The sequence below is a fragment of the Streptomyces sp. NPDC041122 genome, from assembly GCF_055592445.1.
Window position 1 is genome coordinate 217,078 of the sequence record NZ_JBVIYQ010000005.1, and the last position, 15,100, is coordinate 232,177.

Annotated in this window: 13 protein-coding genes and 1 riboswitch; of the genes, 5 read left to right on the forward strand and 8 right to left on the reverse strand. The window is 70.7% G+C overall.

Annotation, left to right across the window (positions count from 1 at the left end):
* Window positions 1–111: 111 nt before the first annotated feature.
* The 5 genes from ACZ6B8_RS19850 (at window position 112) to ACZ6B8_RS19870 (ending at window position 6,359) form a co-directional block, all read left to right on the forward strand.
* Complete coding sequence (locus ACZ6B8_RS19850) at window positions 112–381, forward strand: DUF3311 domain-containing protein (RefSeq protein WP_362364584.1); 270 nt, start codon at window positions 112–114, stop codon at window positions 379–381.
* Window positions 382–455: 74 nt separating this feature from the next.
* The gene (gene mctP, locus ACZ6B8_RS19855; protein WP_471079948.1) at window positions 456–2,015 is read left to right on the forward strand and encodes a monocarboxylate uptake permease MctP; all 1,560 of its coding nucleotides are present in this window, start codon (window positions 456–458) and stop codon (window positions 2,013–2,015) included.
* An 89-nt stretch (window positions 2,016–2,104) separates the two neighbouring features.
* Window positions 2,105–2,611, forward strand: a complete 507-nt coding sequence (locus ACZ6B8_RS19860; RefSeq protein ID WP_471608026.1) for a GNAT family N-acetyltransferase — start codon at window positions 2,105–2,107, stop codon at window positions 2,609–2,611.
* Window positions 2,612–2,673: 62 nt separating this feature from the next.
* A riboswitch (cobalamin riboswitch) is annotated at window positions 2,674–2,796 on the forward strand.
* 132 nt (window positions 2,797–2,928) lie between these two features.
* Window positions 2,929–5,322, forward strand: a complete 2,394-nt coding sequence (locus ACZ6B8_RS19865; protein WP_471608027.1) for a ribonucleoside-diphosphate reductase subunit alpha — start codon at window positions 2,929–2,931, stop codon at window positions 5,320–5,322.
* A complete protein-coding gene (locus ACZ6B8_RS19870; protein WP_471608028.1) occupies window positions 5,322–6,359 on the forward strand; it encodes a ribonucleotide-diphosphate reductase subunit beta in 1,038 nt (345 codons plus the stop codon). The genes ACZ6B8_RS19865 and ACZ6B8_RS19870 overlap by 1 nt, the downstream gene beginning before the upstream one ends.
* 66 nt (window positions 6,360–6,425) lie before the next feature.
* On the opposite strand, the gene ACZ6B8_RS19875 is transcribed toward ACZ6B8_RS19870, so the two are convergent.
* The 8 genes from ACZ6B8_RS19875 to sigR all read right to left on the reverse strand — a co-directional run bounded on the left by ACZ6B8_RS19875 (window position 6,426) and on the right by sigR (window position 14,881).
* The gene (locus ACZ6B8_RS19875; RefSeq protein WP_471608029.1) at window positions 6,426–7,802 is read right to left on the reverse strand and encodes a bifunctional albaflavenone monooxygenase/terpene synthase; all 1,377 of its coding nucleotides are present in this window, start codon (window positions 7,800–7,802) and stop codon (window positions 6,426–6,428) included.
* Entirely contained in the window at window positions 7,799–8,929 is a 1,131-nt protein-coding gene (gene cyc1, locus ACZ6B8_RS19880; RefSeq protein WP_471079945.1) for an epi-isozizaene synthase, read from the reverse strand. The genes ACZ6B8_RS19875 and cyc1 overlap by 4 nt, the downstream gene beginning before the upstream one ends.
* A 297-nt stretch (window positions 8,930–9,226) precedes the next feature.
* Window positions 9,227–9,877, reverse strand: a complete 651-nt coding sequence (gene def / locus ACZ6B8_RS19885) for a peptide deformylase (protein ID WP_471079291.1) — start codon at window positions 9,875–9,877, stop codon at window positions 9,227–9,229.
* A gap of 62 nt (window positions 9,878–9,939) precedes the next feature.
* The gene (locus ACZ6B8_RS19890; protein ID WP_361722140.1) at window positions 9,940–10,920 is read right to left on the reverse strand and encodes a tetratricopeptide repeat protein; all 981 of its coding nucleotides are present in this window, start codon (window positions 10,918–10,920) and stop codon (window positions 9,940–9,942) included.
* A gap of 196 nt (window positions 10,921–11,116) precedes the next feature.
* Window positions 11,117–12,367, reverse strand: a complete 1,251-nt coding sequence (locus tag ACZ6B8_RS19895) for an HD-GYP domain-containing protein (protein ID WP_471079287.1) — start codon at window positions 12,365–12,367, stop codon at window positions 11,117–11,119.
* Window positions 12,364–13,728: an HD-GYP domain-containing protein gene (locus tag ACZ6B8_RS19900; protein ID WP_471608030.1), complete on the reverse strand. Its 1,365-nt coding sequence runs from the start codon at window positions 13,726–13,728 to the stop codon at window positions 12,364–12,366. The genes ACZ6B8_RS19895 and ACZ6B8_RS19900 overlap by 4 nt, the downstream gene beginning before the upstream one ends.
* Before the next feature lie 173 nt (window positions 13,729–13,901).
* The gene (rsrA, locus tag ACZ6B8_RS19905) at window positions 13,902–14,210 is read right to left on the reverse strand and encodes a mycothiol system anti-sigma-R factor (RefSeq protein ID WP_355802989.1); all 309 of its coding nucleotides are present in this window, start codon (window positions 14,208–14,210) and stop codon (window positions 13,902–13,904) included.
* Window positions 14,207–14,881, reverse strand: a complete 675-nt coding sequence (sigR, locus tag ACZ6B8_RS19910; protein WP_355802991.1) for an RNA polymerase sigma factor SigR — start codon at window positions 14,879–14,881, stop codon at window positions 14,207–14,209. The genes rsrA and sigR overlap by 4 nt, the downstream gene beginning before the upstream one ends.
* Window positions 14,882–15,100: the final 219 nt, after the last annotated feature.

Genomic DNA, 15,100 nt, shown 5'->3' on the forward strand with positions numbered 1-15,100 from the left:
TTGCGCGGCGGTGATCCGTCCGTTATCCGGACGGGGGTTCCATACCGCGAGACTGTGGCTTAGATTTCCCGCACGTTAAGCATGGGATAAGTGAGGGAACGGAGCCGCGACATGTCAGATGCGCCGGAAGTGAACAGACCGGTCGTCACGCCGGTCCGCGTGGTCATCGCCGTCTGCCTTGTCGCGCCCTTCGTGGCGATGCTGTGGGTGAGCTCCTACGCCAAGATCGACCCGACCCTGATCGGCATCCCGTTCTTCTACTGGTACCAGATGCTGTGGGTGCTCATCTCCACGGTGCTGACGATGACCGCGTACAAGCTGTGGCAGCGTGACCAGCGCTCCCGCAAGGCCGCGCAGGCCCAGGGGGGTGCCGGAAAGTGACCACACTCGCATCGGGCGGCGTGAACGGCGTCGCCCTCGGGGTCTTCATCTTCTTCTTCGTCGCGGTCACCGCGATGGGCTTCCTGGCCGCGCGCTGGCGCAAGGCCGAGACGGAGTCCCTGGACGAATGGGGCCTGGGCGGACGGTCGTTCGGCACCTGGGTCACCTGGTTCCTGCTCGGCGGCGACCTGTACACCGCGTACACCTTCGTGGCCGTCCCCGCAGCGATCTACGCGGCGGGCGCGGCCGGCTTCTTCGCCGTCCCGTACACGATCCTCGTCTACCCGCTGATCTTCACGTTCCTGCCGCGCCTGTGGTCGGTCTCGCACAAGCACGGCTATGTGACCACCTCGGACTTCGTGCGCGGGCGCTTCGGCTCCAAGGGCCTCTCGCTGGCGGTCGCGGTCACCGGCATCCTCGCCACGATGCCGTACATCGCCCTCCAACTCGTCGGCATCCAGGCCGTTCTCGACGTCATGGGCATCGGCGGCGGCCCCGACACCAACTGGTTCGTCAAGGACCTGCCGCTGCTGATCGCGTTCGCGGTGCTCGCGGCGTACACGTACTCCTCGGGGCTGCGCGCGCCCGCGCTGATCGCGTTCGTGAAGGACGGGCTGATCTACCTCGTCATCGCCGTCGCGATCATCTACATCCCGATCAAGCTCGGCGGCTTCGACGACATCTTCGCCAAGGCCGGCGACGCCTTCGGGGTGGTCAACGAGGGCACGGGCAAACCGCGCGGCGCCCTCGCGCCGCCCGAGGCCGGCCAGTGGACGTACGCGACGCTGGCGCTCGGCTCGGCGCTCGCGCTCTTCATGTACCCGCACTCGATCACGGCGACGCTCTCCTCCAAGAACCGCAACGTCATCCGCCGCAACACCACGATCCTGCCGCTCTATTCGCTGATGCTGGGCCTGCTCGCGCTGCTCGGCTTCATGGCGATCGCGGCCGGGGTCAAGGTCGACAACGGCCAGCTGGCCATCCCGCAGCTCTTCGAGGACATGTTCCCCGACTGGTTCACCGGCGTGGCCTTCGCCGCGATCGGCATCGGCGCGCTCGTCCCGGCCGCCATCATGTCCATCGCGGCCGCGAACCTCTTCACCCGCAACATCTACAAGGACTTCATCAAGCCCGACGCGACGCCCGAGCAGGAGACCAAGATCTCCAAGCTGGTCTCGCTCCTGGTGAAGGTGGGCGCCCTCATCTTCGTCCTCGGCATGGACAAGACCGTGGCGATCAACTTCCAGCTGCTCGGCGGCATATGGATCCTGCAGACGATGCCCGCGCTGGTCGGCGGCCTGTTCACCCGGTGGTTCCACCGCTGGGCGCTGCTCGCCGGCTGGGCGGTCGGCATGGTCTACGGCACGCTGGCCGCGTACGGCGTCGCCTCGCCCACGCAGAAGCACTTCGGCGGCTCCTCCGACACCATCCCGGGCATCGGTGAGATCGGCTACATCGGCCTGACCGCCTTCGTCCTGAACGTGGTGGTCACCGTGGTCCTCACCTTCGTCCTGAAGGCGCTGAAGGCCCCCGAGGGCGTCGACGAGACATCCCCGGCGGACTACACGGCGGACGCGGGCGATCCCGGCGTCGTGGAGGAACTGCCGCCGGCGACCGCGGGCGCCGCGCACTGATCCCGCTCCCGCACTGCTGAGGCACCGACCGCGAAGGGCCGCCGGAAAACCGGCGGCCCTTCGTCGTGCGCTGTTGCACACTGCGCCCCATGGACATCACGATCAGAGCGGCACATCCCGAGGAGTACGCGGCACTGGGCGACCTCACCGCGCAGGCCTACCTCGACGACGGACATCTGGACCACGGCCCCGAGGACCGCTACCTGCCCGTGCTGCGGGACGTGGCGGGGCGCGCGGCGCACGCCGAGATCCTGGTGGCCGCGGCCGACGGCGCGGCGGACGGCGCACTGCTCGGCGGGGTCACCTTCGTGCCGTCCGGCGGGGCCCTGGCCGACATCGCGCGGGGCGACGAGACGGAGATCCGCATGCTGGCGGTCTCGCCCGCGGCGCGCGGGCGCGGGGTCGGCGAACTGCTCGTGCGCGCGTGCGTCGAGCGGTCCAGGCAGGCGGGCCGCACCCGGCTGGTGCTGTCCTCCTCGCCCTCCATGCGGACCGCACACCGGCTCTACGAACGCCTCGGCTTCGTCCGCACCCCGGAGCGCGACTGGTACCCGATCCCCGGTCTCCCGCTGCTCACCTACGCGTTGACACTCTAGGCCGTACCGTTCGCGATCCGACACAAGATGTGGGCCTGCTTCAGTGAGGCGGCACAAGATGTATGCTCGTGCTCGCTGTCGCCGCAGGGGAATCCGGTGCAAGTCCGGAACTGTCCCGCAACGGTGGACGTGTACGTCTTTGTCGTACGCGCAGTCCGAAGACCTGCCGGCAGTGCACCCGAGCCGTCCGGCCCGGGTGCCGACCGTCCGGGCCTCGTGGAATGGGCCGGTGGACGCGGTACGCCGCCCTGTCCGGGTGCGCCCGTGTGTGCCGTCCTCTCCCCCCAGGCCCAGAGCCGAGCGAGGGAGAGCTCCACGTGACCATCGCGCCTGCCGAACCTGCGTCAGCGCCGTCACCGACGACCGCCGAGGTGACCGACGCGCCGGGGACCGCGCTGCTGCGCACCCTGACCGACCTCACCGCCGACCTCCCCGACGCCGACCCCGGCCGAGTCGCGGCCGCCGCGCTGCGCGGCCGTTCGGCCAGGGCCGACGAGGCGGAGCTGCGCACGCTCGCGACCGAGGCCGCCGCGGGGCTCATCTCCGAGGACCCGGCGTACTCCAAGCTCGCCGCCCGGCTGCTCTCCCTCTCCATCGCCGCCGAGGCCGCCACGCAGGGCGTGCGCACCTTCACCGAGTCGATCGTGGTCGGCCACCGCGAGGGCCTGATCGCGGACCGCACCGCCGACTTCGTCACCGCGCACGCCGCCCGGCTCGACGCGCTCGTGGAGTCCGCGCTGGCCGACGGCGCCGACTTCCGCTTCGGCTACTTCGGCCTGCGCACGCTGCACAGCCGCTATCTGCTGCGCCACCCGATCACCCGGCAGGTCATCGAGACGCCGCAGCACTTCATGCTGCGCGTCGCGAGCGGGCTGGCCGAGGACGACAGCGTCCGCGCCCTCGACGAGGTCGCCGCGCTGTACCGCCTGATGAGCCGCCTCGACTACCTGCCGTCCTCGCCGACGCTCTTCAACTCCGGCACCCGCCACCCGCAGATGTCGTCCTGCTACCTCCTCGACTCCCCCCAGGACGAGCTGGACTCCATCTACGACCGCTACCACCAGGTCGCGCGGCTCTCCAAGCACGCCGGCGGCATCGGCCTCTCGTACTCGCGCATCCGCTCCCGCGGTTCGCTGATCCGCGGCACCAACGGCCACTCCAACGGCATCGTGCCGTTCCTGAAGACGCTGGACGCCTCGGTCGCCGCGGTCAACCAGGGCGGGCGGCGCAAGGGCGCGGCCGCGGTCTACCTGGAGACCTGGCACTCCGACATCGAGGAGTTCCTGGAGCTGCGCGACAACACCGGTGAGGACGCGCGCCGCACGCACAACCTCAACCTCGCGCACTGGATCCCGGACGAGTTCATGCGCCGGGTCGCCGCCGACCGGCCGTGGTCGCTGTTCTCGCCGTCCGACGTGCCCGACCTCGTCGACCTGTGGGGCGGGGAGTTCGACGCCGCCTACCGCGCGGCGGAGGCGGCGGGCCTGGCCAAGAAGACCATCCCGGCCCGTGAGCTGTACGGCCGCATGATGCGCACCCTCGCGCAGACCGGCAACGGCTGGATGACGTTCAAGGACGCCGCCAACCGCACCGCCAACCAGACCGCCGAGCCCGGCCACACCGTGCACTCCTCGAACCTGTGCACGGAGATCCTGGAGGTCACCGACGACGGCGAGACGGCCGTCTGCAACCTCGGCTCGGTCAACCTCGGCGCGTTCGTGGAGAACGGCGACATCGCCTGGGAGCGGCTCGACGAGACCGTCCGCACCGCCGTCACGTTCCTCGACCGGGTCGTCGACATCAACTTCTACCCGACCGAGCAGGCCGGGCGCTCCAACGCGCGGTGGCGCCCGGTGGGCCTCGGCGCGATGGGCCTGCAGGACGTCTTCTTCCAGCTGCGGCTGCCCTTCGACTCCCCCGAGGCGCGCGCCCTGTCGACCCGCATCGCCGAGCGCATCATGCTCGCCGCGTACGAGGCCTCCGCCGACCTCGCCGAACGCAACGGCCCGCTGCCCGCCTGGGAGAAGACCCGCACCGCACGCGGTGTGCTGCACCCCGACCACTACGACGTCGAGCTGACCTGGCCGGAGCGGTGGGCGGCGCTGCGGGAACGTATCGCCGCGACCGGCATGCGCAACTCGCTGCTGCTCGCCATCGCGCCGACCGCCACCATCGCCTCCATCGCCGGGGTGTACGAGTGCATCGAGCCGCAGGTCTCCAACCTCTTCAAGCGCGAGACGCTCTCGGGTGAGTTCCTCCAGGTCAATGCCTATCTGGTGGAGGAGTTGAAGCGGCTGGGCGTCTGGGACGCGCAGACCCGCGAGGCGCTGCGCGAGGCCAGCGGCTCGGTGCAGGGCTTCAGCTGGATCCCGGAGGACGTCCGCGCGCTGTACCGCACCGCGTGGGAGCTGCCGCAGCGCGGGCTCATCGACATGGCCGCCGCGCGCACCCCGTTCCTGGACCAGGCGCAGTCGCTCAACCTGTTCCTGGAGACGCCGACCATCGGCAAGCTCTCCTCGATGTACGCGTACGCCTGGCAGCAGGGCCTGAAGACCACGTACTACCTGCGCTCGCGCCCCGCCACCCGCATCGCGCGCGCGGCCGGCGGTTCGAACGCCGCGGCCACCGCCCCCGTCCCCGCGCAGGCGACCCCCGAAGACGCCATCGCCTGCTCCCTGGAAAACCCCGAGTCCTGCGAGGCCTGCCAGTAATGTCCCAGTCGGAACTGCACACCACCACCGCGGGTGAGAAGAACCTGCTCGACCCCGGCTTCGAGCTCACCCTGCGTCCGATGCGCTACCCGGACTTCTACGAGCGCTACCGCGACGCGATCAAGAACACCTGGACCGTCGAGGAGGTCGACCTCCACTCCGACGTGGCCGACCTGGCCAAGATGACGCCCGAGGAGCAGCACCTGATCGGCCGTCTCGTCGCGTTCTTCGCGACCGGCGACTCGATCGTGTCCAACAACCTCGTGCTGACGCTGTACAAGCACATCAACTCCCCCGAGGCGCGGCTCTACCTGAGCCGTCAGCTCTTCGAGGAGGCCGTGCACGTCCAGTTCTATCTGACGCTGCTCGACACCTACCTGCCCGACCCGGAGGACCGCAACGCCGCCTTCGCGGCCGTGGAGAACATCCCCTCCATCCGGGAGAAGGCGGAGTTCTGCTTCCGCTGGATGGACTCGGTGGAGAAGCTGGACCGGCTTCAGTCGCAGTCCGACCGGCGCCGCTTCCTGCTGAACCTGATCTGCTTCGCGGCGTGCATCGAGGGGCTCTTCTTCTACGGCGCCTTCGCCTACGTGTACTGGTTCCGCAGCCGCGGCCTGCTGCACGGCCTGGCCACCGGCACCAACTGGGTGTTCCGCGACGAGACGATGCACATGAGCTTCGCCTTCGACGTGGTCGACACGGTCCGCAAGGAGGAGCCGGAGCTCTTCGACGACGCGCTGCGGCAGCAGGTCACGGACATGCTCAAGGAGGCCGTCGAGGCCGAGCTGCAGTTCGCCCGCGACCTGTGCGGCGACGGTCTGCCCGGCATGAACACCGACTCGATGCGCGAGTACCTGGAGTGCGTGGCCGACCAGCGGCTGCAGCGCCTGGGCTTCGCGCCGATCTACGGCTCGCAGAACCCCTTCTCCTTCATGGAGCTGCAGGGCGTCCAGGAGCTGACCAACTTCTTCGAGCGGCGGCCCTCCGCCTACCAGGTCGCGGTCGAGGGGTCGGTCTCCTTCGACGACGAGTTCTAGGTCTGGCGCTCGGCGCCTCGGTGTGCCCGTCCCGCCGGAGCCGGCGGGGCGGGCACACGGCCGTGTTCAGCGCGGGGTGGCCCGCAGGACGAGCCGTTTGGGGTGCAGGGTGATGCCGACGCGGGTGCCGGTGTCGGTCTCCCCGACCGGTTCGAGGCGCCACTTCGGGGCCACCGTCCCGAGGATCAGGGCGAGTTCGGCCAGGCTGAAGTGGTCGCCGGGGCACTTCCGGTTGCCGACGCTGAACGGCATCATCGCGAACTCCGGTACGGCGTCGGCACGTTCCGGATCCCAGCGGTCCGGGTCGAACTCCAGGTGCCGCTCGAAGGAACGCGGGTCGCGCTGCATCGCGTAGACGCTGTAGACGATGTCCGCGTCCGCCGGAATCGAATAGCCGCCCAGTTCGGTTTCGGCCACCGACCGGCGCGTGAATATCCAGGCGGCCGGCCGTATGCGCATCGCCTCGGTGACGACATTGCGGGTGTGCGGCAGGTCCGCCAGATCGGCGAATGTGATCGCGCGATCGGGGGCCACGGAATTTACCTCTTCAACCAACCGCCTTTCCTGCTCCGGGTGTTCGGTGAGCAGATGGAAGGTCCATGCCAGCGTCGACGCCACATTCTCCGCACCCGCCACGACGAGCGATACCACGTTGTCGTGGATCTCCCGGTCGGCTATGAGCGCCCCGGATTCGTCCCTGGCCCGCAGCAATTCCGCGAGCAGGTCGTCCGGGGCACCGGGTCCGGCCGCGCGGCGTTCCGCGATGATCTCGTCCACCAGCGCGTGCAGATCGGCGAGCGCCCGCTCGAAGCGGCGGTTGGCGGGGGTGGGGACGCGGTAGAGGGGCCCCACCGACAGCACCATGCGACGGTAGAGCCCCTCGAACACCGTGTGCAGCGAGTCCGCGATGCGGTCCGCCTTCTCCCCTATGGAGTCGACCTCCAGAAGCGAGCGCGAGACGATCCGCACGGCGGTGCGGAACATCTCCGCGCTCACGTCGACGGTGGCGCCCGGCTGCCAGCGGGCGGCCGTGGCGCGCGCCTCCTCCTCCATCACCTTGGCGTAGTCGGCGATCCGCTCGGGCCGGAACGAGGGCTGCATCATGCGCCGCTGGCGCCGGTGCAGCTTGCCGTTGCTGGTCGCCACGCCCTTGCCGAGGAGTACCTCCAGGGTGTCCCAGAGCGGGCCCCCGACGATGTAGTCGGGGTTCTTCAGGAGGGCGCCCACGAGCTCCGGGTCGCAGACCGCGTACGCCGTCCTGGGCCCCAGCCTGATCCGGACGAGATCCCCGTGGTCGCGCAGCGCGGCGAGGAAGCCGAGGGGGTCGCGCACCAGCTTCCAGGCGTGGCCGAGCAGCGGCACGCCGCCCCGGACGAGGGGCGGTGTGCGCAACGGGTCCGGCCCGGAAGTGGCCGACGCAGGTATTGCGGACTCGATGCTCATTCCTCACCCACCAGTTCGTTTTCCGCCAACGCTTCTTCCGTCACATAGGGAGGTACGGACCGGTCGTCCCAGCTGTCCACCCGATAGCGACCCGATTCGTGATGGAACCAGTAGACGGACGAGAACCAGTTCCGCATGTTGAAGACGCATGATTTCACCGCGTCCGAGAGTTCCCTGCCGTGCTGACTTCCGTCCGCCAATGCGTCGGCGAACAGAAGAACATCCCGCTCCGCCTCGATGAATTCCGTGACACACCGGCTGACACGCCGGTGGACTTCCCGCACCGCCTCTTCGAGCGTCATTCCCTGGTGGTGAATGAGGCTGATTCCGAGATTGTGCAGCTCGTCGCCCGCGAGTTCTTTCGGGAGCGAGCACAGGTCGTTGTACCAGGCCGAGAAATCCTGGGTCGCGAGCGCCGCACGCCGGTACGCGGGGTGCTTGCGCACGGCGTTCGGCAGCTCGAACCGGGCGGTGGGTTCGAGGAGGTCGATCCACGACCAGTGCGCGAAGGTGAGGCGGCGCAGCTCCACGTACGCCTCGACGGTGGGCACGGTGCCGCTGCGCCGGTTCCTGAACTCCTGGTCGTACGCCTCGATCACCGGGTGGAAGTGCCGGGCGAACCGGGCGTTCCAGCTGGGGCCGAGGAAGGAGTACAGGCGACGGACGCAGTCCGCGAAGCCCGCGACCAACGGGTCCTTGTGCTGCAGGTACTGCCGGGGGTCGTTCAGGGTGCCGTGCAGACCCCGGCAGAGCCGCCGCCACTGTGCCGCCCTGCCGTGCACCGAGTCCCGGTCGTGCCGGTCGTCCCACGCGAAGAACCAGCTGCTGAGGTCGGCTATCGCGGTCAGCAACGCGTCCGGCGCGCCGATGTAGTAGCCGGCGACCAGGTCGGTGTAGCACAGGCTGTCCGCGTACCGTTCGACCTTGTCGGCGGGCATCAGCCGCATTTCGCGCAGCCAGGTCCGCGACTTCTCCTGAAGCTCTGGCCAATACGGATGCAGACGGCGAGGGAACGTCGCTTCGATCACCGGAACGGCCAGCGCCGGAGGGACGGTAACCACCGGTGTGCCTGGCCGTGTGTGTGGTTGTGTCTGAGAAGTGCTTCCGGAATATGCAGGCACGAACATTCCCCTTTCAGCCGCCTTCAGGACACGCGCCCCTTCCGTCGTACCGGGCGCGCGCCGTTGCGTATCCCCGCGCTTTCCATTCAGCACCACAACTGACCGTTCAGGGAACAGATTTGCGCCATTCACTACCCCCGGGTGCCGAGAACCTCCCCGTACGTGACTGAATATGGTTCCCGGACAGCCTGTTCTGCTCGCACAGGCGATCGGTTCACGCCAACGGCCCCTGGTCAGGGGGTAGTTCCCGACCAGGGGCCGCTCGTGTCACGCGGTTCCCACGCCTCTCAGGCGTCGCGTGCGTCAGTCATTGGCCACCACGGGGTAGCGCGGAGTGCCTTCTTCCATCTGCCGCAGCGCGTCCTTGCGCTCCCGCTTGGAGAGGCGGTCGATGTAGAGGTAGCCGTACAGGTGGTCCGTCTCGTGCTGCAGGCAGCGCGCGAAGTACCCGGTGCCGCGCACCTTGATGGGGTTGCCCTTCTCGTCCTGGCCCGTCACCTCGGCGTAGTCCGGGCGGGCCAGCGGGGCGTACGCGGTCGGGACGGAGAGGCAGCCCTCGCCCGAGTCGTCCAGGCGGCGCCTGTCGGCGGGCAGCTCCTGGAGCACCGGGTTGCAGACCACGCCGACGTGGCGCACGCCGTCGTCGTCCATGCAGTCGTAGACGAAGACCTTCAGGTCGACGCCGACCTGGTTGGCGGCCACGCCCACGCCCTGGGCGACGCGCTGGCTCGCGAACATGTCGTCGATCAGCCGGGCGAGCTCGTCGTCGAAGGCGGTGACGTCCTTGCACTCCTTGTGCAGCACCGGGTTGCCGACGACCGTGATGGGCCGGGACGTGCCGCGCTCGCGGTAGGCCGTCTCCCGCTCCTCGCAGTCCTCGGTGTCGATGACGAAGCCCTCGTCGTCGACGGGGAGCACCCCGTCCGAGTACTGCTGCTCAGTGTCCTGCGCCATGTCCGCCGTACGCCTTCCGTGAAACCCTCGTCAGTTGTGCCGGTACAGCCTACGGCGAACGGTCAGCAGACCTCTTCGAGATCCCGCCAGTCCCGGGAATCCGGGCTGTCCGCCACCCAGCCGTCCAGCAGCCCGCGCACCAGGGCGGCGGGCGCCGCGAGGCCGCACTCGCGCTCCGGCACCCAGAGGGCGCCCGGACTGCGGTGGCCGAGCGGACCCGGGTGGCCCGGCTCGCTGTGGTCGTGCGGGTCGAGGTGCTCGCCGTCGCCCTCGTCGCTCGGCATCCGCGACTCCGAGCACATCCGGCAGAGCAGCCGCACCGAGGACGACCAGTCCTCGGCGGCGAAGCCCGCGTCGGCCGCGAGCTGCTCCAGGGCGTCCCGGTCCTCCTCGGTGGCCGCCTCCAGCAGGACCACCCAGGTCGGCACGGGCGAGGGCGCCCACAGCTCGATCTCGTCGAAGACGGGGTAGGAGTGCCCGGCCGCCGTCGTCCGCTCGCCGTGCGGGACGCCGTCGTGCAGCACGACCTCGCCCCAGCGGCGCCCGGAGGAGGGCAGCGGGATGGAGAGGACCTCCATCCGGGCCGGGTCGAGCCGCCGGCCCCACACGACCTCCGCCTCGCCCTCCGGGGAGAGCCGCACGGCCGCGCTGCCCAGCTCCATGCCGGTCGGCTCGCCGGAGGCGGCCACCCCGCCGGGCACCCGCAGGCCGTACGCCTGCCAGGCGCGGCGGGCCAGCGGCCAGTCCTGGAGGGCGGTCGCCGCGATGCCGACGTTCCACCAGTCGGGGGCGCCCGCGGAACGGTCCAGGAGCGCCACGGCGCGCAGCCCGGCGGCCCGCGCCTGTTCCCAGTCGTGCCGGAACTTGTGCAGCAGCGCCAGGTTGAACCAGGACTCGGACAACCAGGGTTCGAGATCCGCCGCGCGCGTGAGCAGTGCCCCCGCGTCCTCGTACCGGCCGTCGCCGATCAGCGTGAACGCGCGGTCGGTCGCCTGCCGCCATGAGGCGGAGGGCCGGTGCCGTCCCTTGCCGAAGATCCTCACGATTCCCGCCTGATTCCCGCCTGCCACGTCTTGCGTCGGTCACTTGTCGATGGGGCGCCGCGCGGGTCAGAACCCCCGCGCACCCTCTTCTTCGCATCCAACCACGTACGGTCGGACGGCCGCTCATTACCCATGGGTTACCCAGCCGTGCACCAGGTAAGGCCCGTGCGCGGGACCTCCCTGTCCCGCCCGGACCTTACGGGCCCCCTCCCCTGTCCCTGGACAGCACCCTGGCCAAGGACTCCACGACCTCCGGCTGGTAGTCGTGGCCGGTGGCCAGGCGCAGCCGCTCCAGGGCCTGGAGCGGGCCGTCGAGCGCCCCTGAGGGTCCTTCTCCCCGCGCCATCTCGTCGTACGCGTTCGCGGTCCGCACAATACGTGCGGTGAGGGGCTGTTCGCGGTACGGATCGGCCTGGCGCTCCACCACGACGGCGACGGCGGCGTCCACCCCGGTCTGGCGGACGACGGCGCCGCCGAGCAGGGCGATCCGGCGCTGCTCCGCCTCGGGCAGCGCCGCGGTGGCGCCGGCCGGGACGGGGTCGACGAGGGAGAGCTGGCCGATGTCGTGCATCAGGGCCGCGTGCTCCAGGACGGCGAGGTCCGCCGCGCAGAGCCCGAGGTCCCGCCCCACGGCCCGGCTGAGCCCCGCCACCCGGTGGGCGTGGCCCTGCGGGGTGTAGCCGGCGATCTCGGTGGCCCGGGCCAGCGAGGCGATGGTCTGCCGGTAGGTGGCCCGCACCGCGGCGTACCGTCGGAAGGAGAGCTGGGTGAGCAGCAGCGGGAGGCTGAAGACGGGCAGCGCCCAGAGCCCCGCCACGGCCACCGCGAGCGCCATGACGGCGCCCGTCGCGCAGACGGCGGAGCTGATGCCGAGGGTGGCCCGCAGCTCCTCGCGCAGCAGCGGCCCGAACGGCCACCGGGTGCGGGCGTGCGCGGTGGCGGCGGCCAGGACGGCGTCGCAGAGCGCGGTGAGGACCAGCAGCGCGACGATGGCGAGCGCGTAGTACGGCCCGTGCCCGACCAGCTTCTCCAACTGCCCGGAGTTGTACAGGGGTTGGAAGCAGGCGGCGGCGAAGCCGACGGTCAGCACACGGCGGGCCAACTGGTCGGGGGTGGGGCCGCGGCCGAGCGCCACATGGGGCACCGCGCCCACCAGGGCCGCCGCGACGACCACCGCGACCACCTGCAGCACCCCGTGGTGCGTGGCCTGCCCGGAGTTCTCGCCGAGCAGCGCGTACGCCAGCGCCCCGGCGGCGCCGAGCGGCGCGGACTCCCGGCTGCGGCCGCCTCCCCACCGGGCCAGCTCGCCGAGGGTGATCAGCATCCCGAAGGCGAGGGCGACCCGGCCCTCGGTGACGCCGTGCCGGAGGGTGTGGGCGAGGGAGGCGAGGGCGAGCAGCGCGGCCAGACAGGTGAGAGCCGCGGGCAGCCGGGAGGCGGTCCTCACCGGGCCGCCGGACGGGAGACCGCCGGGGCGGGCGGGGCGGGTGTGACGGCTGTGTCGGCTCCGGCAGACACGTTTCCGCTCTGCTCGGGAACGTCCGCGGTGACCTCGGGGTGCCAGCCGTACCGGTCCAGGGCCCGGGCGAGGGCGGCGACCATCTCGGGGTCGAACTGCGCGCCGGCGCATCGCCGCAGCTCGGCCACGGCGGTCTCGACGGGCCGGGCCCGCCGGTAGGAGCGCGTGGAGGTCATCGCGTCGAAGGCGTCGGCCACCGCCACGAGCCGCGCGCACTGCGGGATCTGCGCGCCCGTGAGGCCGTACGGGTAGCCGCTGCCGTCGATGCGCTCGTGGTGGTGCAGGATCGCGGCCCGCGCCTCGCCGAGGAAGCCGATGCCGCGCACCATCTCGTGGCCGTACTCGGGATGCAGTTCGATGACGCGCCGCTCCTGCTCGGTCAGCGGGCCGTCCTTACGCAACAGCCGGGTGGGGACGCCGAGTTTGCCGACGTCGTGCAGGATTCCGGCGAACCGCAGGACCTCGACGCGCTCGTCGTCCAGGCCCAGCTCGCGCGCGATCAGCACGGAGGCGCGGCCGACGCGCTCGCTGTGGCCGCGGGTGTACTTGTCCTTGATGTCGACGGCCTGGACGAGGGCCCGGATGGTGGCCTGGTGGGCGGCGCGCTCGCGGTGGTACTGCGCGAAGGCCCAGCAGGAGACGCCCATCGGGAGCAGGACGAGCAGGGCGGCGGCCGGGCCGTACGGACTGGCCCAGAGCACGGCCATCATCAGGCCGGCGAGTCCGTGCACGGTGACGGGGGCCAGGGAGCGCGCGAAGAGGCCGCGCCAGGCGGTCCGCACCGGCACCCGCTCGGCGGTCACGAGGATGCCGCCGTCGAGGGCGGCGAGGACGGCGGAGAAGGCGAGGACGGCCGCCCCGGCGGGCCCGAGGACGTACGGGAAGTCGGGTGCGGCACCGGCCTCGGGGCCGCCCAGCGCCGCGTACACCCACGCGGAGACCCAGGCGGCCAGGGCGAGCCGGGCGGCGCGCCAGAGCCGGCGCAGGCCGCGGGGGTGCCGGTCGACGCGGGCGCAGAGCGCGCCGGGCAGCGCGACGAGGGCGGCGGCCGACGGGGGCAGCAGGAACACCGCGGCGAGCAGCACGGGGAAGAAGGTGCCGAGGCCGCGCGGCACGCGCCGGCCGACGGGCCGGCAGCGGCTGATCTGCTCGCAGCCGGCGAAGAGCACGGCGAGGAGGAGGACGGCGGGCCACGGCGGGCGCGTGCCGGGCGCGGGTACGGCGCAGGCGCCGCCGGCGAGGGCGACGCACAGGATGTGGACGCGGGCCCGCGCCGGCACCGACCGCATGGATCTCTCCTCCCCGTTCCAGGTCGGAGACTAGAACGGGGGCCTCCCGGGCAGCGCCCGGCTGCCGTTAATTAGCACGTTCGAGTGACGGGAAGCGACGGGAGGGGAGAGCGGTGCGCGGCGGACCGCCGGAGCGGGCTCCGGCGGTCGACCGGCGTGCGGAAGCCGGGTGTTCAGGCCTCGGACGCGGTGACGTCGTGCGTGACGTCCTGGTCGGGCACGGCCTGCCCGGAGCGGATGAGGTCGATGCGGCCCATCACCTTGGCCCGCAGGTCGACGGGTACGTCGTCGGAACCGCAGCAGCGCTTGACCAGCTTCTTGACCGCCTGCTCGAGGCCGTACTTCTCCAGGCACGGAGAGCACTCCTCGAAGTGCGTCTCGAACTTGGTGCAGTCGCTGTCCGGCATCTCGTGGTCGAGGAACTCGTAGAGATGGTCCAGGACTTCACTGCAGTCAGTCTCGTGCGGCTCTCCGCAGCTCATGAGCCCGAGCCTTTCGTTCCGTTCGACTCCCCGGCACCAGCCGGGACGAGCCCGCGCTCACGGGCGTAGTCCTCCAGCATGCCGCGCAACTGGCGGCGGCCCCGGTGCAGTCGGGACATCACCGTACCGATGGGTGTCCCCATAATGTCCGCGATCTCCTTGTACGCAAAGCCCTCGACGTCGGCCAGATAGACGGCGATGCGGAATTCCTCGGGGATCGCCTGGAGCGCCCGCTTCACGTCCGAGTCGGGCAGGTGGTCCAGCGCCTGCGACTCGGCGGAGCGCAGACCGGTGGACATGTGCGACTCGGCGCGCGCCAGCTGCCAGTCCTCGATCTCCTCGGCGGCGCTGCGCTGGGGCTCGCGCTGCTTCTTGCGGTACGAGTTGATGAACGTGTTGGTGAGGATGCGGTACAGCCACGCCTTGAGGTTGGTGCCCTCACGGAACTGGTGGAACGACGCGTACGCCTTCGCGTACGTCTCCTGCACCAGGTCCTCCGCGTCCGCCGGGTTGCGCGTCATGCGCAGCGCCGCCGAGTACATCTGGTCGAGGAACGTCAGCGCGTCCCGCTCGAAGCGGGCCGAACGCTCCGCGGCCGTCTCCGCACTCTCTCGGGGCTGCTCCGCCTGACCGTGCTCGGTCCCTGCGTCGGTCCCAGTGACCGGACCCACCTCCTCCAACGACATGGCGGGACCGAGAGCAGTCCCACTCGAATCGGAGGATAGACGACGACCCGCTCCCCGCGCCGCCCGAATAGATGCGGTTTTGGGTGCGCTCAGCACCGTCCACTCCAGGTCAGCGGCGCTGGAGCGGTTCGGGCAGATGGTCGAACCCATGCGGCGGACTCCCTCTCGTACGAACAGCTGTCGACGGCGTTTACCGTCTGTCCG

Bases quoted from the DNA above. Each gene is read 5' to 3' on its own strand.
- ACZ6B8_RS19850 (WP_362364584.1), top strand. From the start codon at position 112: ATGTCAGATGCGCCGGAAGTGAACAGACCGGTCGTCACGCCGGTCCGC.
- mctP (WP_471079948.1), top strand. From the start codon at position 456: ATGGGCTTCCTGGCCGCGCGCTGGCGCAAGGCCGAGACGGAGTCCCTG.
- ACZ6B8_RS19860 (WP_471608026.1), top strand. From the start codon at position 2,105: ATGGACATCACGATCAGAGCGGCACATCCCGAGGAGTACGCGGCACTG.
- ACZ6B8_RS19870 (WP_471608028.1), top strand. From the start codon at position 5,322: ATGTCCCAGTCGGAACTGCACACCACCACCGCGGGTGAGAAGAACCTG.
- ACZ6B8_RS19875 (WP_471608029.1), bottom strand. From the start codon at position 7,802: ATGAGCATCGAGTCCGCAATACCTGCGTCGGCCACTTCCGGGCCGGAC.
- cyc1 (WP_471079945.1), bottom strand. From the start codon at position 8,929: ATGTTCGTGCCTGCATATTCCGGAAGCACTTCTCAGACACAACCACAC.
- def (WP_471079291.1), bottom strand. From the start codon at position 9,877: ATGGCGCAGGACACTGAGCAGCAGTACTCGGACGGGGTGCTCCCCGTC.
- ACZ6B8_RS19900 (WP_471608030.1), bottom strand. From the start codon at position 13,728: ATGCGGTCGGTGCCGGCGCGGGCCCGCGTCCACATCCTGTGCGTCGCC.
- rsrA (WP_355802989.1), bottom strand. From the start codon at position 14,210: ATGAGCTGCGGAGAGCCGCACGAGACTGACTGCAGTGAAGTCCTGGAC.